The 19,566-nt window shown below is 60.2% G+C and carries 19 protein-coding genes; 7 read left to right on the forward strand and 12 right to left on the reverse strand.

The window, feature by feature from the left end:
- Positions 1–57: 57 nt before the first annotated feature.
- Positions 58–717, forward strand: coding sequence for a FadR/GntR family transcriptional regulator (locus tag BJ917_RS21875; RefSeq protein ID WP_096509199.1), 660 nt, complete (start codon positions 58–60; stop codon positions 715–717).
- A complete protein-coding gene (locus tag BJ917_RS21880; RefSeq protein WP_096509200.1) occupies positions 707–2,014 on the forward strand; it encodes a CynX/NimT family MFS transporter in 1,308 nt (435 codons plus the stop codon). The genes BJ917_RS21875 and BJ917_RS21880 overlap by 11 nt, the downstream gene beginning before the upstream one ends.
- Before the next feature lies 1 nt (position 2,015).
- On the opposite strand, the gene BJ917_RS21885 is transcribed toward BJ917_RS21880, so the two are convergent.
- The 8 genes from BJ917_RS21885 to BJ917_RS21920 all read right to left on the reverse strand — a co-directional run bounded on the left by BJ917_RS21885 (position 2,016) and on the right by BJ917_RS21920 (position 9,947).
- On the reverse strand, positions 2,016–2,666 hold the full coding sequence (locus tag BJ917_RS21885; protein ID WP_121104497.1) for a DUF1120 domain-containing protein: 651 nt from the start codon (positions 2,664–2,666) through the stop codon (positions 2,016–2,018).
- Positions 2,667–2,746: 80 nt separating this feature from the next.
- On the reverse strand, positions 2,747–3,367 hold the full coding sequence (locus tag BJ917_RS21890; RefSeq protein ID WP_121104499.1) for a DUF1120 domain-containing protein: 621 nt from the start codon (positions 3,365–3,367) through the stop codon (positions 2,747–2,749).
- Between the two features lie 77 nt (positions 3,368–3,444).
- Entirely contained in the window at positions 3,445–4,587 is a 1,143-nt protein-coding gene (locus BJ917_RS21895) for a DUF1120 domain-containing protein (protein ID WP_121104501.1), read from the reverse strand.
- A 10-nt stretch (positions 4,588–4,597) separates the two neighbouring features.
- Entirely contained in the window at positions 4,598–7,063 is a 2,466-nt protein-coding gene (locus BJ917_RS21900) for a fimbria/pilus outer membrane usher protein (protein ID WP_121104503.1), read from the reverse strand.
- 132 nt (positions 7,064–7,195) lie between these two features.
- Positions 7,196–7,876, reverse strand: a complete 681-nt coding sequence (locus BJ917_RS21905; protein WP_121104863.1) for a fimbria/pilus chaperone family protein — start codon at positions 7,874–7,876, stop codon at positions 7,196–7,198.
- Positions 7,877–7,944: 68 nt separating this feature from the next.
- The gene (locus BJ917_RS21910; protein ID WP_096509205.1) at positions 7,945–8,571 is read right to left on the reverse strand and encodes a DUF1120 domain-containing protein; all 627 of its coding nucleotides are present in this window, start codon (positions 8,569–8,571) and stop codon (positions 7,945–7,947) included.
- Positions 8,572–8,667: 96 nt separating this feature from the next.
- On the reverse strand, positions 8,668–9,291 hold the full coding sequence (locus BJ917_RS21915) for a DUF1120 domain-containing protein (protein ID WP_096509206.1): 624 nt from the start codon (positions 9,289–9,291) through the stop codon (positions 8,668–8,670).
- A gap of 32 nt (positions 9,292–9,323) precedes the next feature.
- Positions 9,324–9,947, reverse strand: a complete 624-nt coding sequence (locus BJ917_RS21920) for a DUF1120 domain-containing protein (protein ID WP_121104505.1) — start codon at positions 9,945–9,947, stop codon at positions 9,324–9,326.
- A 354-nt stretch (positions 9,948–10,301) separates the two neighbouring features.
- On the opposite strand from BJ917_RS21920, the gene BJ917_RS21925 reads away from it, so the two are divergent.
- The 4 genes from BJ917_RS21925 (at position 10,302) to BJ917_RS21940 (ending at position 12,919) form a co-directional block, all read left to right on the forward strand.
- Positions 10,302–10,934 (forward strand): response regulator, encoded by a 633-nt coding sequence (locus BJ917_RS21925; RefSeq protein WP_121104507.1) that lies wholly within the window; start codon positions 10,302–10,304, stop codon positions 10,932–10,934.
- A 138-nt stretch (positions 10,935–11,072) separates the two neighbouring features.
- Positions 11,073–11,543 (forward strand): nuclear transport factor 2 family protein, encoded by a 471-nt coding sequence (locus BJ917_RS21930; RefSeq protein ID WP_096509209.1) that lies wholly within the window; start codon positions 11,073–11,075, stop codon positions 11,541–11,543.
- 40 nt (positions 11,544–11,583) lie between these two features.
- On the forward strand, positions 11,584–11,895 hold the full coding sequence (locus tag BJ917_RS21935; RefSeq protein WP_121104508.1) for a GIY-YIG nuclease family protein: 312 nt from the start codon (positions 11,584–11,586) through the stop codon (positions 11,893–11,895).
- A gap of 88 nt (positions 11,896–11,983) precedes the next feature.
- Positions 11,984–12,919, forward strand: coding sequence for a glutathione S-transferase family protein (locus tag BJ917_RS21940; protein WP_096509211.1), 936 nt, complete (start codon positions 11,984–11,986; stop codon positions 12,917–12,919).
- A gap of 64 nt (positions 12,920–12,983) precedes the next feature.
- Here the strand turns inward: BJ917_RS21940 and BJ917_RS21945 are convergent, their stop codons facing one another.
- Both BJ917_RS21945 and yejK read right to left on the reverse strand, forming a co-directional pair.
- On the reverse strand, positions 12,984–13,334 hold the full coding sequence (locus BJ917_RS21945; RefSeq protein WP_121104510.1) for a glutaredoxin family protein: 351 nt from the start codon (positions 13,332–13,334) through the stop codon (positions 12,984–12,986).
- The gene (gene yejK / locus BJ917_RS21950; RefSeq protein WP_096509213.1) at positions 13,334–14,338 is read right to left on the reverse strand and encodes a nucleoid-associated protein YejK; all 1,005 of its coding nucleotides are present in this window, start codon (positions 14,336–14,338) and stop codon (positions 13,334–13,336) included. Before yejK ends, BJ917_RS21945 begins: the two co-directional genes overlap by 1 nt.
- Positions 14,339–14,732: 394 nt before the next feature.
- Between yejK and BJ917_RS21955 the strand changes: the two genes are divergently transcribed.
- Positions 14,733–15,014: an HU family DNA-binding protein gene (locus BJ917_RS21955; RefSeq protein WP_003221909.1), complete on the forward strand. Its 282-nt coding sequence runs from the start codon at positions 14,733–14,735 to the stop codon at positions 15,012–15,014.
- Between the two features lie 199 nt (positions 15,015–15,213).
- On the opposite strand, the gene rlmF is transcribed toward BJ917_RS21955, so the two are convergent.
- On the reverse strand, positions 15,214–16,239 hold the full coding sequence (rlmF, locus tag BJ917_RS21960) for a 23S rRNA (adenine(1618)-N(6))-methyltransferase RlmF (RefSeq protein ID WP_121104512.1): 1,026 nt from the start codon (positions 16,237–16,239) through the stop codon (positions 15,214–15,216).
- A 265-nt stretch (positions 16,240–16,504) separates the two neighbouring features.
- Complete coding sequence (locus BJ917_RS21965; protein ID WP_096509215.1) at positions 16,505–19,351, reverse strand: valine--tRNA ligase; 2,847 nt, start codon at positions 19,349–19,351, stop codon at positions 16,505–16,507.
- Positions 19,352–19,566: the final 215 nt, after the last annotated feature.

A 19,566-nucleotide genomic window follows, 5' to 3' on the forward strand; every position in this document is an offset into this window, starting at 1 on the left:
GAAGCTGATTAACCTGTCAGAAAATTCATCCTATGATTGGATGAAAGGGCGAATTCAATGTCAGACATTTCTCCATTAGTGAAACGATCCCTGGTCGATCAGGCCCTGGATCAGTTGCGTCAGCGCATCAATCAAGGCGTCTGGGTCGTTGGCCAGCGTTTGCCCACCGAACCCGAGCTGTCCGCCGAACTGGGCATCAGCCGCAATACCGTGCGCGAAGCCATGCGGGTGCTGGCGTTTTCCGGGTTGATCGAGATCCGCCAGGGCGACGGCAGTTACCTGCGAGCGGTGGTCGATCCGCTGGACACCTTGAAAGTGTTGTCGCAGTGCTCCCTTGAACAGGCCCGCGAGACCCGGCACATCCTTGAGGTCGAGGCGATCGGCCTGGCGGCAACGCGCCGCACCGAGGAAGACCTGGTGGCCTTGCGCGAGGCGCTGGGTGTCAGCGGCAGCCACTATCACGGCGATCTCGACACCTACATCGCCTGCGATCTGGTGTTCCATCGCCGCTTGGTGGACGCCGCGCACAACCCGACCCTCAGCGAGTTGTATCGCTATTTCTCCAGTGTCGTTGGTGCCCAGTTGCGTCACTGCCTGAACATCACGCCGCGCCGCCAGGAAGTGTTCGACCTGCATATCGAGCTGCTCGATGCCGTCGAGCAACGCGACCCGGAACGGGCCAAAGCCCTGTCGAGGCAGTTGATCAATGAACCTTGAAACCGAGAACGCCATGTCCAGCAGTAACCGCCAGATCACCGAAGCCCAACGCAAGGCGGAGCTCGAGGAGCTGCTGATCGATGCCGAAGCCGACGACGAACAGGTCCAGCAAAGTCATCCGGTCCTGCGGCGACCATGGCTGTTGCTGTTGGGGTTGATTCTGGTGGCGCTGAACTTGCGTCCGGCGCTGTCGAGCATGGCGCCGATGCTCAGTGAAGTGTCGAAAAGCCTGGGGTTGTCGGCGTCGCAGGCCGGTTTGCTGACGACACTGCCCGTGCTGTGCCTGGGGTTGTTTGCGCCACTGGCGCCGGTTCTGGCCCGACGGTTCGGTGCCGAACGGGTGGTGCTGGGTATCCTGCTGACACTCGCTGGCGGAATAATCCTGCGCAGTTCGTTCGGTGAAATCGGCCTGTTCGCCGGCAGCGTGCTGGCCGGCGCGAGCATCGGTGTAATTGGCGTGCTGCTGCCGGGCATCGTCAAGCGCGACTTCGCCAAACAGGCCGGCACCATGACCGGCGTCTACACCATGGCCCTGTGCCTGGGGGCGGCGATGGCGGCGGGTGCGACCGTGCCATTGAGTGAGCATTTCGATAAGAGCTGGGCAATGGGTCTCGGCTTTTGGGTGATTCCGGCACTGGCCGCCGCGGTTTTCTGGCTGCCACAAGTCGGCCAAAAACACGGCGCGCATAACGTTGCCTACAAAGTTCGGGGCTTGTTGCGCGATCCACTGGCGTGGCAAGTCACGCTGTACATGGGGCTGCAATCGTCCCTGGCGTACATCGTGTTTGGCTGGTTGCCGTCGATCCTGATCGGTCGCGGCTTGACGCCGACCCAAGCCGGTCTGGTGCTCTCGGGTTCGGTCATTGTGCAGTTGGCAAGTTCACTGGCCGCACCGTGGCTGGCCACCCGGGGCAAGGATCAGCGCCTGGCGATCGTGATCGTCATGGTGATGACCCTTGGCGGTCTCTTCGGTTGCCTCTACGCACCGATCGAAGGCCTGTGGGGCTGGGCGATCCTGCTCGGTCTGGGACAGGGCGCCACCTTCAGCCTGGCGTTGACCCTGATCGTCTTGCGCTCGCGGGACTCGCACGTCGCGGCCAACCTGTCGAGCATGGCCCAGGGCTTCGGCTATACCCTGGCGTCCATGGGGCCGTTCGCGGTCGGCATCGTGCATGACTGGACTGGGGGCTGGAACGCGGTGGGCTGGATCTTCGGCGTGATCGGTCTGGGCGCGATCATCGCCGGACTCGGTGCCGGACGGGCACTGTATGTTCAGGTGCTCAGCGAAAAAGTCTGAACTACAGGTAAACAACATCCAGTGTCGCCGAGCCGTCGAGTTGCACGTCGGCGCTCAGGTCCAGTTCGGATGTGGGTGCGATGACAGTTTCGAGGGTGACCCGGCTTGAAAGGTTCTGGATGGCCACCGGGCCGGCGCTGCTGCCGGCCACGTCGGTGAAACCCAGGTAGCTTCTGGCACCAATCGGAATGGAACGGCCGCTCGAGGAACTCCAGGCCACGCCACCGGTGGTGGAGTCGGTGCGATACACCTGCGACCACCCATCGACCACGGTGCTGGCGGGGTCGAAATTCAGCGAGTACAGGCCGATTTTGTTGCCGCTGTTGTCGAGGTTCAGGCCGTAATAAATCTCGCTGTTGACGATGGCCGAGCCGTCGCGGTTGTCGCGCATCAGCAGGGCGAACCGCGCGGGACCGTTGCACTGCAAGCTAAAGTCCAGCGTCTGGTCGCGCAGTTGCGTGCGCTTGTCGACGCTCAGATCCTGCCGCGAGATTTTGCCGTAGTCGACCAGGCCGTTATTCGACAGGCTGGGTGTGCAGGCGACAGGGGTGATGAGACCTTTGACGCTCAAATCCACCACGGACGCGGCGAGGACGTTGGGCGTGGCGCTGATCAATAGCATTGGCGCGAGTACGGCGAGGTGATTTTTCATCGCGTAAATCCTTTTCATGGGATTACTTTGTCGATTGCCGACGTTGCCCGGGGCATGATTCCGGGCACCATCGTTCGGCTTTACAGGTACTTCATTTCAAGTGTTGCCGACCCATCGATTTTGACTTCGTTGGTCAAATCCAGCCCGTCGGCCCTGTAAATGTAAGTTTGGAGTGCCAATTCCAGGGTGAGGTCCTGAACGCTGATCGGTTGGCTGAAATCATCCCGGGCTGCCACCGAGGCGTAGTCTCCCGGCATCCAGAGTAAATGACCGTGCCAGCCGGTTTGTCCGTCCTTGGATTTGATGGGCTGTGCGGCGACTCCGTCGGCAACAGCACTCATCATCAACACCGCGAATCTGCCGATGTTTTGAGTGCCGTTGATTTTGCCCAAGCCGAACATCGAATTCAGATTGCTCGAACCGATGCGATTGTCGATACCCTTGAGTGCGAACGTAGTGGTGGCGTCGCATTTCACCGACAGGGTCACAGTGCGATCTTCCAATCTGGTATTTGTGTCTTGATTCAAGTCTTTTGCCGAGATCTTGCCGTAATCCACCACTCCGTTACCGGATAAGGTCGGTAAACAGGCGTTTGGAATGATGGTGCCGGTGACAGTCAGGTCAGTGCTCGAAGCCGCCATGGCGAAAGGCGCGACACTGATCAGAGCGGTGACAGAAACTGTTGCAAGGTACTTTTTCATTTTCTTACTCACTTCTATGGTTGTTTTCCAGCCTGGCCCACGGCATTTCGCCCCGGGTTCAGCAGAGGGTTCAGGTGTTACAGGTAAATGATCTCGATCGTCCCCGCGCCGTTGAGGTGGATGGCGGAACTCAAGTCCAGGCTGTTGGTGGGGGCGATAACCGCGTCGACGGTGACGGTGGTACTGAGGTTCTGGATCATCACCGGGCCGGCGCTGCTGCCGGCGTTGGCGGTAAAGCCCAGGTAACTCTTTTGACCAATGGGAATCGGGCTGGCGCTGGACGTGCTCCAGGCCGTGCCACCGGTGGTGGAGTCGGTTCGATAGAGGCGCGCGAAGTTGTCGGCGTTGGCATCCGCCGGATCGAAGTTCAGCGAGTACAGGCCGATCTTGTTGTTTTGGCTGTCCATGCCCAGGCCGTAATAAACCTCGCTGTTGACCGTCGCCGAGCCCGAGCGGTTGTCGTGCATGATCAAGGCGAAAGACGTGGGCGCATCGCAACCGACCCTTAAGGTCAAGGATCGGGCTAGCAGGCGCGTGCTCTTGTCGGCATTCAAATCGCTTTTGGACAGCCTGCCGAAATCGACCACGCCGCCGTTGGAAAGCACCGGCTCGCACGCTGCGGGGGCGAAACGGGCGCGCAATGTTGCTTCGCGGCTGCGCCCGGCAGCGACGGCGTCGAACACACCAAGCGCCTCCCAAGTCACCGCGTCGCGCACCTGCATCCCTTGTTCCTGAACCCACGCCGTCACCTCCAGCTGCGCCGAGAAACTGCGGCCCTGCGATGGCACACCCGCTTTTACCGGAACAATTCCGTGATCCGGACGCCAGATCAGGGTCGATGCGGTGTGCGCAGGGGCTTGGCCGACTCCGGCAATCAAGCCGATTTCCACCGACTGACCGTCGAGCACTGCGTCGCGAATCCGCACTTGGTAGGTGCCGCGCTCGGCGAAGTGGAAGCGATTGGCCGTCGACGCCATGGCGCGATAAAACAGGCTCATGTCGATGGGGGCTGAACAACTCAGGTTCAGACTCAGATGACGTTCGCCGAGGTTTCGCTCCGGGACCGAGTCGGGGCGAATGGCGCGGTTCATCAGCCCGTAATCGAGCACCGGTTGGCTCAGGTTGAACTGACAGTCGTCGGCCGACGCCCAGGCGAACGGCGTGAATACGCTCAGCACCAAGGGAGTGAGGGTCACCATCAAATAGCGGGACAGGTTCATGCAATCATCCTCAAAGGGCTCGGCACTTGGCGGGGGCGGTTTCGTAATAGGCGTTGGTGTCGGCGTCCGCCGGCAGTTCGAAACGCAATTCGCAGCGTTCCAGCCCCGGCGCGCTGATCCACAACGCGCGGGTGTCGAGCACATTGGGCAGAAACACCAGGCCGCCTTCCTGTACCAGGGTGACGAAGTCGCCATCCTCGGTATTCACGGAGGCTCCGCGCCGCAGCGGGGCACCGTTGGCGGTGGTGACCTTGAGCAACACCCGACGGGTCATGGTGACGCCGAACTCGACCCTGTCGACGGCGCCGCGCCCGGCAGAAATCACCGCCAGGCCGTTGCTGATATCGGCATTGCGCGGCAGGGATTTGGTGTCGACTTCCACCGGGCTGCGACCGTAGGCCGATACCTGCGGGACCACCGCCTGACCTTGCCAGTCAGTCCACACCGGACCGCTCGGGGTCGAGACTTTGATCGCGCCCATGTCACCGACTGAAAGCAAAGCGAAGGTGTCGCTGACCGGATAAGGCGACAGCGTCAGGCCGCCGCCATGCAGCACCGCACCGCCTCGGGCACTGGCTTGATAGCTGGACCGATCGGCATCGGAGCGGGTGTAGTTCAGGTCCAGTTGGGTGTAGCGCGGCAGCATCGAAACGCCGGCTGTGGTTTGCACTTGCCTGTCACGGGTGTCGTGCTCGACGCCGACCCGGTAAGCCAATTGATCGTTGATCTGCTCACTCAAGCCCACGCCGCTGCGGTGATCGCCATCGGAACTGCGCACCCAGGTACGCGCCCGACGGTTCTCGCCCAGGGGAATGCTGAGGTTTACATACACGCTGTCGTCGTTGCGGTTCGCGCCGCTGACCTGCCATTCGGCGGTCGCGGAAACCGACACGCCGCGAATGTTGGTGCCCCAGGAGGCGAGGGCGCGGCTGCTGTTCTGGCCATCGAATGAATTGGACTGGCTGAAGCCGCCGCTGAAGGCTCCCAGCCATGGGTGGGACCAGGACAGCCCGGCGCTCTGCTGGTCGCGGTAACGGGATTTACTGTCGTCGGTCGTGTTGTCGAATACCGCATCCTCCAGCTCGCGGTAACCCAGGGTCCGGTAGGAGCTGCCGGCATTGAACGCCCACCGTTCGCTCAAACGGTGCGACAGGCTCAGGTCGGCCTGAAGTCCCTGGCTCGATTGCCGGCCGCTGGCATCCGCGCCGGTCAACGTGGATTGAACCTGAGTATCAGACGATGGCAGAAAACCCAGTCCCGCACCCGCCGCGCGATAGTCTTCGGCACCGGTCATGCCCGCACTGAACAACACCTGTGGATGGATCGCACCGCTCCAGCCAGCGCTGATAACCCATGGATCGCTGCCCTGTTCATCACCGATGTTGCGCACCCGACCCGCCCCCAGCGAATAACCGGGCGCTGGCAAACCGATGCCGAGCATGGCCGCCGGAATGGTGAAGCTGCGCTGGCTGCCATCGGCTTCCTTGATAGTGACTTCGACGTCGGAGCGGGTGTTGAGGCGTCGCACGTTGGTAAGTGCAAACGGGCCGGCGGGCACCACGGTGGAGTGGATCAGCGAGCCGTTCTGCCGAACCTCGACCTGGGCCTGGCTGTTGGCGATGCCTTCGATGACCGCGCTTTGCCCTTCGATTTGCAGTGCCTGTTCATTGAGTACTTGCACGCCAGTGATTTGCGTGCCGGCCAGCACCGGGTTGTAGAGGTTGATCTGGCCGGCCTGCAGTACCGCCTCAACGCTGGCGAAGGTGCGTTGGGCGTAGGCGGCGATGTGCGTCGTGCGTGAGACGTCGTCCTGCCAGGTTTGCACCTGCCGGCTGCGCACGATCCAGTCGCCGGCATTGAAGCCCAGCTCGGTGTTGGCCGAGGCGTAGCGGCTGGACTGATCACCATATTGGCTGTGCAAACCGGTGACGTCGTAGTTGAGCATCCCGGCGATGCCCCCGGTCTGATAGCCGGAAAAGTCCCGGGTGACAGGACGTATCGCATCGGTGGGAACGATCAGCGACAAAGCCAGATTGGAGGGATCCGGATCGATGACGGTTTGCGGCGAAGCGGCCAGAAAATCGTGACACGGGCCATCGCCCAGCATCTGGTCAGGCACATTCAGGTTGGCCGCGTCGAGCAGTGGGCGATCGAAACACAGTGCGCCCTCGCGATTGAACGCGACATCCACACGGCCCCGGCGCTGGCCATTGACGGAGAGCGTCACCGGGTGCCTGCCCGCGGTAAATCTCGGTGCTTGCATCAGCGAGGTCGCCAGTGCCGGATCAATACCGCGCTGCAGCAGCGTGTTTTTGTCGAACGCCGCCAGCAACAGGGCCTCGCCACGGGCGTCAGGCACCAGCAGTGTATTGGCCAGCAGCAACACCAGGGTGGCGCGCCGACGCAGCAAGCAGGGGCGAGCGGTCCGAATGACGGGCACGGCTTCGCCATCACGGTAAATCGATACTGTGTTCATGGGGTTCACTTGGGGTATGCCGGCGTCTGGCCGATGGGCTGTGGGTCAGACTTGCCTGTGGCAACGGTCGCACGACCGTCGCCTGAAAACTTTGGCGCTCAATGTTCCTTCACGGCGCTGTCAGGGTCGGGTTCAGGATTTGATCGGCGCCTCGTAATGCGGCACCGCGAAACCATAGACCGTGGCCGGTTGCAGCCGCACGGTGGTTGCGGCGGCGCCGTTGGTGGTCACGCTCAGGGTTTCCCCGGGCAGTACGTAAGTGCGCGGCAACAGCGCCGAACCGTTGCCTGGCAGCAACAGCAGTTCCTGGGCCAGACGCACCACATATGGCGTCGGGTTATGCACGCTCAACTGATTTTGTTCCAGGCGCCAGGTCAGGCCTGTCCAGGGTGTGCGGTTTTGCGCCAGGCCTTTGGGATGAATGATCACGGGAAGGTTTTGTCGCACGGTCACACCCACCCGCGCATGCCCGGCCTGAGCCGCCACGCGATCCTGGGGCATGCCTTCGAAAATCACCCGTTTCAGGCGTTGTGTGGTCAGGGGCGTAGACGATTGCAAGATGAACCGCACCAGTTGGCTTTTGGACGGTTCGACACGGGCCAGCGGCGGCGTGACGAACAACAGCGGTTCCTTGTCTTCGGGAATGTCTTCGAGGGTGACGTGCAGCAAAGCGAGGCTCGTGTCGGTATTGGTCACAGACACCGAGGCTTCGCCGTCGGCTTCGTTGACGATCACTACCGATGTGTCGGGTACCATGCCGTCGGCCTGCGCGCGACCGCACAGCACAAGGGCCAAAGTGCCCAGGCAAAACATCAGGCGACGAACGCCTTTGGAAAGGGTCATGGTTAAGGCCTGTATGGAAAAGGAAAAAATCAGCATGACTACAGGTATCTCAGATCCAGCACGATGGCGCCGTCCAGCGGCACTTCCTGATTCAGGGTCAGGAAGCTCGCGGCGTTGATTGAGGTGTTGATTTGCAGCGTGGCAACCAGCAGGCGATGGGGTTCCGGCAGCAGGGTGCCGGGCTTGGCAAAGCCCATGTAGTTATTCGGATAGGCATTGGCTTCCGGGAACCACGTCAGGCCCTGATTGCTTGAAGCCAGCACCAGCGCCGGTTGACCGTCGGCCACTGCGTTGCGAAAGGCGAGGCTGATCGTGCCCAGGCGTTCGTCCGGCGCATGGACGTTCCATCCCAGGCCATAATAAAAGCCCGGCCCCAGCGACGACTCTGCCCGGCTGTCCACGCCCACCAGCACAAACAGCAGCGGTTCGTCACAGCTCACGCTCAGGTCCAGTTGTCGGCCGGGCAAGGGGCTCAACTCGTATTGATTGAGCGTGCGGGCCGGCACCTTGCCGTGGTCGACCATGCCGTTGTCCGACAGCAGTACGTCGCAGGCGTTGGGAGTGATCTTGCCCACGACATTGAGCTCGACATCGGAAGCGGCCATCGCCGGCTTGCTGCTCAGCAGACAAAGCAGGGCGAGGAGGTGTGGCGTCGTTTTCTTCATTTCGGCCTGAGGTCCTTTTCAGCGCGGTGCGGGTGAGGGCGGAAAGGGCTCGCAGTCGTTGCTGCATGCCTTTCCGCTCTCCGGTTTATCGGTGAATCAGAGGTAACGCACGGTCAGGGTGACTGAGCCGTCGATGGAGACTTCGTTGGTCAGGGTCAACTGGTTCGCAGGTGCAATGCGTGGTTGAACGACCAGGTCGGAGGTAAACGACTGAACGGGTCTGGGTACCACTGTTCCGGTGTCGGCGACTGAAAGAATGTTGGTGCGGAACAGATAACGTTCGTTGTACCAAGTAGAACCGCCGTCTTCAGATGCGATGGTTGTGACCGATACGCCGTCGGCCAGGGGGGATAGCAGTTTCAACTCCATAACGCCGAGCTTTTCGCTACCGTTGATGAGTCCCAAGCCAAAATTATACGTATCGTCATCAAAGGCCGAGCCAGCGCGGTTGTCCTTGGACTCCAGAGCCATCAAGGTCGCTGCGTCGCAATTGACGTTCAGTTGAACCTGTTGTGCTGTCAGATAGGTTGGCAGGTCGGGTTTCAGATCCTTCGCGGATATTTTGCCGTAGTCCACCGTCCCGCCCTTGCTCAGGGTCGGGGTGCAGGCGCTTGGCGTAATGATCCCTGTTACGGTCAGATCAACGCTGGAAGCGGCGAAAACGCTGGCACTGCCGGTCAGCAACATGGCGCCCAGCAGGGGGGTGAGCATCTTGTTCATGGTGTAGCTCCTGTGTATGGAAGTGGATTGATTTACAAATACTTGAGTTGCATCGTGGCGTGGCCGTCGATGGGCAACTCATCGAGCAGGGTCAGGTCGCTGGCCGGTGCAATGATGGTGAAAGCCCGCAGGCGAGCATTCAGGTCTTTGATGGCGATCGGGGTGCGCGGATCGCCGGGGGCGGCAAACGATGTCAGCCCGGCGTGGCCCAGGTACGAAGAGGGCGCCCAACTGGCGCCACCGTCGCGGGACATGATGGTCAGCACCGGAACACTGTCGGCCTGTGGCTCGAACACACCGAACGCCACGCTGCCAAGCTTCTGGTCGTCGTTGACCACGCCCAGACCGTGGAATGCCGGATTGATCGCCGAGGTGCCTGCGCGGTTGTCCACCGTGGTCAGGGTGAAAAAGGTGGCGCCTTCGCAGTGAACCTGCAGCTGCATTTCACCGGCAGGCAGTCTGGTGGGCAGTAGCGGGTCCAGATCCTTGGCTGTCAATTTGCCGTGATCGACGATACCGCCGTCCGACAGTGTCGGCGCGCAGGCGCTGGGGGTGATTGTGCCTGTGACAGTCAGGTCGGTGCTGGACGCGGCGAACGTGGATGATGTTCCAGTCAGCAGCAACGCAGCAGTCAGAAGGGATAAACGTCTATTCATGTCTTGGCTTCTTTCCTTGAAGGATGATTGTTGGGGCAGCCCTTAACGACGAGGGCGCAATCTATCCATCGAAGTAACCAAGTGAAATGCAACTAATACGAAAACTAACGGGTTGATGTAAGAAAGCGCATCACCGTTTGCGAATCATCATCTTTCGTAACGTTGTCTGTAGTCCTTCTGCGTGACCTGCGTAGCTCAAAAGAGTAGGACTGTTCTGTTTGTTTTATAGGAGAAATACGAAGCGCCCGCAGGCGTGGGTCGGTGCGGTTTTGCGCTTGATTTTGGTCGTTGTGGTGGCACCGGGACAGCGCTATTTTTCGGACATTCCACTCATCAAACAGGATAAATCCGACAATGCGCGTAATCATCGCTGACGACCATCCTGTCGTTCGTATCGGCCTGCGAATGCTCATCGACCTGAACCGCACCTGCCACATCGTGGGTGAGGCCGATGGCCCGGACAGCCTGTTGAACCTGCTTTCCACCACGCCTTGCGACCTCTTGATCACCGACTTTTCCATGCCGGGCAATCAGCACTCCGACGGGCTGAAGATGCTGGGCAAAGTGCGGCGTTGCTACCCGGCGTTGCCGATCATTCTGGTCACGATGTTCTCCAACACACCGACACTGAAGGCGGCGTTTGCTGAGGGGGTGATGGCGATCATTGCCAAAGGTGCGTCGGCGAAGGAGTTGCCCATGGCGATCAAATCAGTGAGCGAAGGACGGCGCTTCACCAGCGAGTCTTTACGTGCGTCGCTGCTTCAGGCGAACGCTGCGGTAGCGTCCGGTCCTGCTGTGTTATCCGCCAAGGAACATGAAGTGGTGAGAATGCTCGCCAATGGCATGACGGTCAGTGAAATTGCCGGCTATTTCAAACGCAGCGTATCGACGATCAGCAAACAGAAAAACATGGCCATGCAGCGGCTGGGAATTTCCACGGATGTGGGGCTCTTCGCTTACGCCCGTGAAAACGGCATGGCGCATTAGGCTCCAGTGTGCCTGAGGGTATTCCCGCCACGAATGCCGGTAGTGTTCCTGGCATTTGTTGATTATCGTGCTGGCAATCTGCCGAAATGATTTTTTGAAAGCAGTCTTCAGAGAAAGTGAGCAACCCAGGGAGCTTTTATGAGTGATGCCCACAACGCAGTGATCACCCGATTCTACGAGGCGTTCCAGCGGCTGGATGCCGAAGCCATGAGCGCCTGCTACACCGACGACGTAGTGTTCAGCGATCCGGCGTTCGGCGAACTGCGTGGCCGTGATGCCGGCGACATGTGGCGCATGCTCACCACCCGGGCCAAGGATTTCTCCCTGACCTTCGATCATGTGCGCAGCGACGAGCGCACGGGGGGCGCCCATTGGGTGGCGACTTATCTGTTCAGCCAGACCGGTAATATCGTGGTCAACGACATTCAGGCGCGCTTCGTTTTCCGCGATGGCAAGATCTGCGAACACCACGATAGCTTCGATCTGTGGGCCTGGTCGCGTCAGGCGCTGGGTTTCAAGGGGCTGCTGCTGGGTTGGACGCCGCTGGTACGCAATGCCGTTCGCGCACAGGCCCTGAAGGGGCTGAAGGCTTTTCAGGCAGGTCGCTGATAAGATCGCGGCTTGTTTCCTTTCAAGTCTTGATCGTTGCATGAGCCCCCACAACGAAAATCCTGCCGACGCCGACCCTGCGCTGAGCAAACCCTGGTTCGTTTACCTCGTGCGCGCGGCCAATGGTTCGCTCTACTGCGGAATCAGCGACGACCCCGTGCGCCGGTTCGCCAAGCACCAAAGCGGCAAAGGCGCGCGTTTCTTCCTTTCCAGCCCGGCTGTGGCACTGGTTTATACCGAAGCATGCCGCGACAAAAGCGAAGCGCTGCGTCAGGAGCGGCTGATCAAAAAACTCAGGAAGAGCGCCAAGGAATGTCTGGTGGCCAGTGCTGCCCCGGCATTATCAAGCTGATTGATCGGTTTCCATCAGGCAGATCCGTATTCTGCCAATCGATTGCGCGCTAAGCTGCTGATACCTTTTGAGTGCGACGGAGCCGAGCATGTCCGAGTTGATTCTTCATCATTACCCGACGTCCCCCTTCGCCGAAAAGGCCCGATTGCTGTTGGGCTTCAAGGGCTTGTCCTGGCGCTCGGTGAAGATCTCGCCGGTGATGCCAAAACCTGACCTGACGGCGCTGACGGGGGGCTATCGCAAGACGCCGGTGTTGCAGATCGGCGCGGATATCTATTGCGATACGGCGCTCATCGCCCGTCGCCTGGAGCAGGAAAAAGCCTTGCCGGCGTTCTTCCCCGAAGGCCAGGAAATGATCGCCGCGACCTTCGCCGCGTGGGCCGATTCAGTGGTGTTCCAGCATGCAGTCAGCCTGGTGTTTCAGCCGGAATCGGTCGCTGTGCGTTTCGGCAATTTGCCGCCGGAAGCGATCAAGGCTTTCCTGGCCGACCGTGCGGGATTGTTCAGCGGCGGCAGCACTACAAAGTTGACCGCTGAGCAAGCGCGGCACCAATGGCCGACGATCATGGCGCGCCTGGAGCAACAGCTGCAGCGCGAGGAAGGTGATTACCTGTTCGGCGAGCCATCGATTGCCGACTTCGCCATGGCGCATCCGCTGTGGTTCCTCAAGGCGACGCCGGTGACATCACCGCTTGTGGATAACTATCCGGCGGTGTCGGCCTGGTTGGCGCGGGTTCTGGGTTTTGGCCATGGGGCGCCGAGCGAGATGACCTCGGAAGAGGCATTGGCGATTGCGCGCAACGCAACGCCGGCTGCATTGCCGGATGAGCAATTTATCGACCCGAACGGATTCGAAGCTGGTCAGCAAGTAGTGATCGCCGCGACCGACTATGGCGTCGATCCGGTGGCGGGGGCGTTGATGTTTGCCGGTGGCGAAGAGCTGATCCTGCGCCGCGAAGATCCGCGCGGCGGTGTGGTGCATGTGCACTTTCCGCGGTTGGGTTTTCGTATCGAGGCCCGCTGACACTGTGGGAGCAAGCGATGCGGCGACCCGACTTGCTCCCACAGGTAGGGTGTGACCGGATTAATTATTTCAACGCAGCCAGAATCGCATCCGGGTCATACCCGCGAATCAGCGTCCCGTTCACATCGATGAACGGGATCCCGCCGCCGCCCAACGCTTCGTAGGCCTTGCGCGCCTCGGTGTCTTTCTCGATATCGAATTCCTTGTACGTAATGCCTTTCTGATCGAGAAAACGTCGGCTCAGTTTGCAGTAGCCACACCATTCGGTGCTGTAGAGCACGACATTGGCCGTGGCCCGGGACTGCTCGGACAGCATTTGCGAGGGATTGAACACTCGCTCGATCTTGCCCCAGTGCTGGTAAACCACCACCACCAGCAGGATCAGCAGGCATTTCTTCAGTACGTTACCCAGCATCAATTGCGGCGCTTGAGCTGGTCGGTGAGCGAGGTCGGCAGGCCTTTGATGATCAGGGTACCGGCTTCTTCGTCGTACTCGATCTTCGAGCCCAGCAGGTGCGCCTCGAAGCTGATCGACAGGCCTTCGGCACGGCCGGTGAAGCGGCGGAACTGGTTCAGGGTGCGTTTATCGGCCGGGATTTCCGGCGAGAGTCCGTAGTCCTTGTTGCGGATATGATCGTAGAAAGCTTTTGGGCGTTCTTCGTCGATCAGTTCCGACAGCTCCTCAAGGCCCATGGGCTCACCGAGCTTGGCCTGGCTACTGGCGTAATCCACCAGGGTCTTGGTTTTTTCCCGGGCAGACTCTTCCGGCAGGTCTTCGCTTTCGACGAAGTCACTGAAGGCCTTGAGCAAAGTGCGGGTTTCGCCGGGGCCATCGACGCCTTCCTGGCAGCCGATGAAGTCGCGGAAATACTCCGAAACCTTTTTACCGTTCTTGCCTTTGATGAACGAGATGTACTGCTTGGATTGCTTGTTGTTCTGCCACTCGGAAACGTTGATCCGCGCCGCCAGGTGCAGCTGGCCCAGGTCCAGGTGACGGGACGGGGTCACGTCCAGCTCGTCGGTCACCGCCACGCCTTCGCTGTGATGCAGCAGGGCGATGGCCAGGTAGTCGGTCATGCCTTGCTGATAGTGAGCGAACAGTACGTGACCACCGACCGAAAGGTTGGATTCTTCCATCAGCTTTTGCAGGTGCTCCACCGCCACGCGGCTGAACGCTGTGAAGTCCTGTCCGCCATCGAGGTATTCCTTCAACCAGCCGCTGAAGGGAAAGGCGCCGGACTCCGGATGAAACAGACCCCAGGCTTTACCTTGTTTGGCGTTGTAGCTTTCGTTGAGGTCGGCAAGCATGTTCTCGATGGCGGCGGACTCGGTCAGTTCAGAGTCGCGAGCGTGGAGAACTGCGGGTGTGCCGTCGGGTTTTTTGTCGATCAGGTGGACGATGCAATGACGGATCGGCATGGGCTTCTCGGCTGATTGGAGAGAGCAGGGCGAGCTCCCCGAAAAAGCGCCCAGTGTACCGCAACCATTGGTTTTGGCGCGGGACGAAGGGCAATTCCCGAGTGACCGGCGGCGCTTATGCGTTTTTTTGCCGATTTAGAGCAATAAAGCTGACCAAATGGGTAGCTAGAGGCGGATATTTCCCCGTCTCTGTGCTAGTTTTGCCCGGTCTTGCGCGAAGTCACTGCGTTAAGCGTGCAGTCAGCAAATGTCAGGTCGAACCAAACCCTGATTTCGGCATCTATAACCCGACTCGTCGCGGTTATCGCCGAGGGTGCCGGATCCAGAAGATCGGGCTCGATGGCTGACACTGCACTCTGCAATCCATATGAATTTGATAGGGAAGGAACACTAAATGGCTCTTACTAAAGACCAACTGATCGCCGACATCGCTGAAGCTATCGACGCGCCAAAAACCACCGCGCGTAACGCTCTGGACCAACTGGGCCAAATCGTTGCCGATCAGCTGGAAAACGGCGGCGAAATCACTTTGCCAGGCATCGGCAAGCTGAAAGTGACTGAGCGTCCTGCCCGTACCGGCCGTAACCCTTCGACTGGCGCTGCCATCGAAATCCCTGCCAAGAAAGTGATCAAGCTGGTTGTGGCCAAAGGCCTGACCGACGCTGTGAACAAGTAAGACGCAGTGAAAAAAAACCGTGCGCCGGAGCAATCCGGGCACGGTTTTTTTGTGCCTGCTATTTGGCGATATTCTGCAAGCCACCTGATCCCATTGTGGGAGCGAGCCTGCTCGCGAAGGCGGTGTGTCAGTCGCTGAAGAAGTTGGCTGATCCACCGCTTTCGCGAGCAGGCTCGCTCCCACAGGGGATCTGTGTCGGTTACTCGGTTTTGCGCGCCCAGCGCTCGCGCCAGGCCTGCTGCTGGGCTGGAGTCTGGAAAGTCCACGCCACGAAACGGCTCTGCTTCTGGCCTTGGGACATTTCCACCACCTGGCTTTGCAGTGCGCCGGCCTTTTTCAGCGCCGTCTGGATCGCCGGCAGATTCGACGCTTTGGACACCAGGGTACTGAACCACAGCACCTGCTGACCTACCTGAGCGCTCTCGCCGATCAATTGCGTAACGAATCGCGCCTCGCCACCCTCGCACCACAACTCGGCCGCCTGACCGCCGAAATTCAGCACCGGCAATTTTCGTTTCGGATCGGCCTTGCCCAGCGCGCGCCATTTGCGGCTGCTGCCGCGTGTGGCTTCTTCCAGGGACGAGTGGAACGGTGGGTTGCACATTGTCAGGTCAAAGCGTTCGGTGCTCTCCAGCAAGCCCAGCAGGATCTGTTTGCGGTTGCCTTGCTGGCGAATCTGGATGGCCTTGTTCAAGCCATTTGACTGAATGATGGCCCTGGCTGCGGCAATGGCGGTGGCGTCGATTTCCGAGCCAAGGAACTGCCAGCGGTAGTCGCTGTGACCGATCAGCGGATACACGCAGTTGGCGCCCATGCCGACGTCCAGCACCTTCACTGCCGCCCCACGGGGGATCACGCCGTCATTGCCGCTGGCCAGCAGGTCGGCGAGGAAATGTACGTAGTCCGCCCGACCCGGAACCGGCGGGCACAGGTAGTCGGCGGGAATGTCCCAATGGGCGATGCCGTAGAACGACTTGAGCAGTGCCCGGTTGAACACTCGCACCGCATCCGGGCTGGCAAAGTCGATACTTTCCTTGCCATACGGATTGATGATCACGAACGTCGCCAACTCCGGCGTGCTTTTGATCAGCGCCGGGAAGTCGTAACGACCCTGATGGCGATTGCGCGGGTGCAGGCTGGCCTTTTCACGCGGTTCCACGGCTTTGGCCGGAGTCGCGGTGTCAGGCTTCTTGCGCGCAGGTTTGGGTGTACGAGGGGTGTTCATGGGCGTGGTCGATTCGGGCATGGCTGAAAGTGGCGGGCATTGTCCCACATCCTGCCGTTGTGAACCCAATCCCGCGGACGACCCATACCTACTGTGGGAGCGAGCCTGCTCGCGAAAGCGGTTTGTCATTCAACATTGATGTTGGCTGACATGGCCTCTTCGCGAGCAGGCTCGCTCCCACAAGGGAATTGTGGTGATAGGGCAATAGAGGCAGGCACAAAAAAGGGAGGCCACTTGGGCCTCCCTCTTTCATTGCGATTTGCCGTTACAGGCTGGCAATCCGCGCATGTTGCTCGGCCAATTTGCCCAAAGCCTGTTCGGCCTCGGCCAGTTTGGCGCGTTCCTTGTCGATGACTTCGGCCGGCGCCTTGTCGACGAAACCGGCGTTGGACAACTTGCCACCCACACGCTGCACTTCGCCTTGCAGACGCTGGATTTCCTTGTCCAGGCGCGCCAGTTCCGCACCTTTGTCGATCAGGCCGGCCATCGGCACCAGCACTTCCATCTCACCAACCAGTGCGGTGGCGGACAACGGTGCTTCTTCGCCGGCAGCCAGGACTGTGATCGATTCGAGGCGTGCCAGTTTCTTCAGCAATGCCTCGTTTTCGGTCAGGCGGCGCTGATCTTCGGCGCTGACGTTCTTCAGGAACAGCGGCAGTGGTTTGCCCGGGCCGATGTTCATTTCGCCACGGATGTTGCGCGTGCCGAGCATCAGGCCCTTGAGCCATTCGATATCGTCTTCGGCGGCCTGATCGATGCGCGCTTCGTTGGCCACTGGCCAAGGCTGCAGCATGATCGTCTTGCCTTCGATACCGGCCAGCGGCGCAATGCGCTGCCAGATTTCTTCGGTGATGAACGGCATGAACGGGTGCGCCAGGCGCAGGGCTACTTCCAGTACGCGAACCAGGGTGCGACGGGTGCCGCGCTGACGTTCGATTGGCGCGTTTTCATCCCACAGCACAGGCTTGGAGAGCTCCAGGTACCAGTCGCAATACTGGTTCCAGATGAACTCGTACAAGGCTTGCGCGGCCAGGTCGAAGCGGAACTGATCGAGTTGACGAGTCACTTCGGCTTCGGTGCGTTGCAGTTGCGAAATGATCCAGCGGTCGGCCAGCGAGAGCTCGTAGGCTTCGCCGTTCTGGCCGCAGTCTTCGCCCTTGTCCAGCACGTAGCGCGCGGCGTTCCAGATCTTGTTGCAAAAGTTGCGATAGCCTTCGACGCGGCCCATGTCGAACTTGATGTCGCGACCGGTGGACGCCAGCGAGCAGAAGGTGAAGCGCAGGGCGTCGGTGCCGTAGCTGGCGATACCTTCGGCGAACTCGTCGCGGGTCGCTTTCTCGATCTTCTTCGCCAATTTCGGCTGCATCAGGCCCGAGGTGCGCTTCTGCACCAGGGTTTCGAGCTCGATCCCGTCGATGATGTCCAGCGGGTCCAGGACGTTGCCCTTGGACTTGGACATCTTCTGGCCCTGGCCATCACGCACCAGACCATGCACGTAAACGGTCTTGAACGGTACTTGCGGGGTGCCGTCCTCGTTTTTGATCAGGTGCATCGTCAGCATGATCATCCGGGCAACCCAGAAGAAAATGATGTCGAAGCCGGTGACCAGTACGTCGGTGGAGTGGAATTTCTTCAGGAACTCGGTTTTTTCCGGCCAGCCCAGGGTGGAGAAGGTCCACAAGCCCGAGCTGAACCAGGTGTCGAGTACGTCGTTGTCCTGCTGCAGCGCAACGTCCGGACCGATGTTGTGCTTGGCACGTACTTCGGCTTCGTCGCGACCCACGTAGACTTTGCCCGACTCGTCGTACCAGGCCGGAATCCGGTGGCCCCACCACAGCTGACGGCTGATGCACCAGTCCTGGATGTCGCGCATCCAGGAGAAGTACATGTTTTCGTACTGTTTCGGCACGAACTGGATACGGCCATCTTCAACGGCGGCAATCGCAGGCTCGGCCAATGGCTTGGTGGACACGTACCACTGGTCGGTCAGCCACGGCTCGATGATGGTGCCGGAACGGTCGCCTTTCGGCACTTTCAGGGCGTGATCGTTGACGCTGACCAGCAGGCCGGCAGCCTCGAACGCGGCGACGATCTGCTTGCGCGCTTCGAAACGCTCGAGGCCGGCGTATTCGGCCGGGATCTTGCCGTCGATGCTTTCGTTCAGCGTACCGTCGAGGTTGAACGCCTGGGCGGCCGGCAGGACATTGGCGTTCTTGTCGAAGATGTTCAGCAGCGGCAAGTTGTGGCGCTTGCCGACTTCGTAGTCGTTGAAATCGTGGGCCGGGGTGATTTTCACGCAGCCGGTGCCGAATTCAGGGTCGCAGTAGTCGTCGGCGATGATCGGGATGCGGCGGCCGACCAGCGGCAGCTCGACAAACTTGCCGATCAGGGCTTTGTAGCGTTCGTCGTTCGGGTTAACGGCCACGGCGGAGTCGCCGAGCATGGTTTCCGGACGCGTGGTCGCGACGATCAGGTAATCGTTGCCTTCAGCGGTCTTGGCGCCGTCGGCCAGCGGATATTTCAGGTTCCACAGGAAGCCCTTCTCGTCGTGGTTTTCCACTTCGAGGTCGGAAATCGCCGTGTGCAGCTTGGTGTCCCAGTTGACCAGACGTTTGCCGCGATAGATCAAGCCGTCTTCGTGCAAGCGTACGAAGGCTTCTTTAACAGCTTCGGAAAGGCCGTCGTCCATGGTGAAGCGCTCGCGGCTCCAGTCCACGGACGAGCCGAGGCGGCGGATCTGACGGCTGATATTGCCGCCGGACTGATCCTTCCACTCCCAGACTTTCTCGAGGAATTTGTCGCGGCCCAGGTCATGGCGATTCTGGCCCTGGGCTTCGAGTTGACGCTCCACCAGCATTTGCGTGGCGATACCCGCGTGGTCGGTGCCCGGTTGCCACAGGGTGTTGCGACCCTGCATGCGGCGGAAACGGATCAGGGCGTCCATGATCGCGTTGTTGAAGCCGTGACCCATGTGCAGGCTGCCGGTGACGTTCGGCGGCGGGATCATGATGGTGTAGGACTCGCCCGCGCCTTGCGGGGCGAAGTAATTCTCGGACTCCCAGGTGTTGTACCAGGAAGTTTCAATGGCGTGCGGCTGGTAGGTCTTATCCATGCGCGGCGGGACCCTATTGGCATTTATTCAGGAAAAGCCGATGAGTATAGCGGGGATAAGTTGTTACGCGTAGAGCGAGGGGCCAATGGATGGGGGAAAATTCGCGACTGGTCGGGGATGTGTTTTGCCGGTCAAGACGCCATCGCGGGCAAGCCCGCTCCCACAGGGGTCGTGTCGATCACAAAATAGTGATACGACCTCAATCCTGTGGGAGC

It is taken from the genome of Pseudomonas sp. WPR_5_2 (genome assembly GCF_003634475.1).
GTDB lineage: Bacteria > Pseudomonadota > Gammaproteobacteria > Pseudomonadales > Pseudomonadaceae > Aquipseudomonas > Aquipseudomonas izuensis.

Excerpts from the sequence above, each read along its gene's own strand:
- BJ917_RS21875 (WP_096509199.1), top strand. The coding sequence starts at position 58 with ATGTCAGACATTTCTCCATTAGTGAAACGATCCCTGGTCGATCAGGCC.
- BJ917_RS21880 (WP_096509200.1), top strand. The coding sequence starts at position 707 with ATGAACCTTGAAACCGAGAACGCCATGTCCAGCAGTAACCGCCAGATC.
- BJ917_RS21885 (WP_121104497.1), bottom strand. The coding sequence starts at position 2,666 with ATGAAAAATCACCTCGCCGTACTCGCGCCAATGCTATTGATCAGCGCC.
- BJ917_RS21890 (WP_121104499.1), bottom strand. The coding sequence starts at position 3,367 with ATGAAAAAGTACCTTGCAACAGTTTCTGTCACCGCTCTGATCAGTGTC.
- BJ917_RS21895 (WP_121104501.1), bottom strand. The coding sequence starts at position 4,587 with ATGAACCTGTCCCGCTATTTGATGGTGACCCTCACTCCCTTGGTGCTG.
- BJ917_RS21900 (WP_121104503.1), bottom strand. The coding sequence starts at position 7,063 with ATGAACACAGTATCGATTTACCGTGATGGCGAAGCCGTGCCCGTCATT.
- BJ917_RS21905 (WP_121104863.1), bottom strand. The coding sequence starts at position 7,876 with ATGTTTTGCCTGGGCACTTTGGCCCTTGTGCTGTGCGGTCGCGCGCAG.
- BJ917_RS21910 (WP_096509205.1), bottom strand. The coding sequence starts at position 8,571 with ATGAAGAAAACGACGCCACACCTCCTCGCCCTGCTTTGTCTGCTGAGC.
- BJ917_RS21915 (WP_096509206.1), bottom strand. The coding sequence starts at position 9,291 with ATGAACAAGATGCTCACCCCCCTGCTGGGCGCCATGTTGCTGACCGGC.
- BJ917_RS21920 (WP_121104505.1), bottom strand. The coding sequence starts at position 9,947 with ATGAATAGACGTTTATCCCTTCTGACTGCTGCGTTGCTGCTGACTGGA.
- BJ917_RS21925 (WP_121104507.1), top strand. The coding sequence starts at position 10,302 with ATGCGCGTAATCATCGCTGACGACCATCCTGTCGTTCGTATCGGCCTG.
- BJ917_RS21930 (WP_096509209.1), top strand. The coding sequence starts at position 11,073 with ATGAGTGATGCCCACAACGCAGTGATCACCCGATTCTACGAGGCGTTC.
- BJ917_RS21935 (WP_121104508.1), top strand. The coding sequence starts at position 11,584 with ATGAGCCCCCACAACGAAAATCCTGCCGACGCCGACCCTGCGCTGAGC.
- BJ917_RS21940 (WP_096509211.1), top strand. The coding sequence starts at position 11,984 with ATGTCCGAGTTGATTCTTCATCATTACCCGACGTCCCCCTTCGCCGAA.
- BJ917_RS21945 (WP_121104510.1), bottom strand. The coding sequence starts at position 13,334 with ATGCTGGGTAACGTACTGAAGAAATGCCTGCTGATCCTGCTGGTGGTG.
- yejK (WP_096509213.1), bottom strand. The coding sequence starts at position 14,338 with ATGCCGATCCGTCATTGCATCGTCCACCTGATCGACAAAAAACCCGAC.
- BJ917_RS21955 (WP_003221909.1), top strand. The coding sequence starts at position 14,733 with ATGGCTCTTACTAAAGACCAACTGATCGCCGACATCGCTGAAGCTATC.
- rlmF (WP_121104512.1), bottom strand. The coding sequence starts at position 16,239 with ATGAACACCCCTCGTACACCCAAACCTGCGCGCAAGAAGCCTGACACC.
- BJ917_RS21965 (WP_096509215.1), bottom strand. The coding sequence starts at position 19,351 with ATGGATAAGACCTACCAGCCGCACGCCATTGAAACTTCCTGGTACAAC.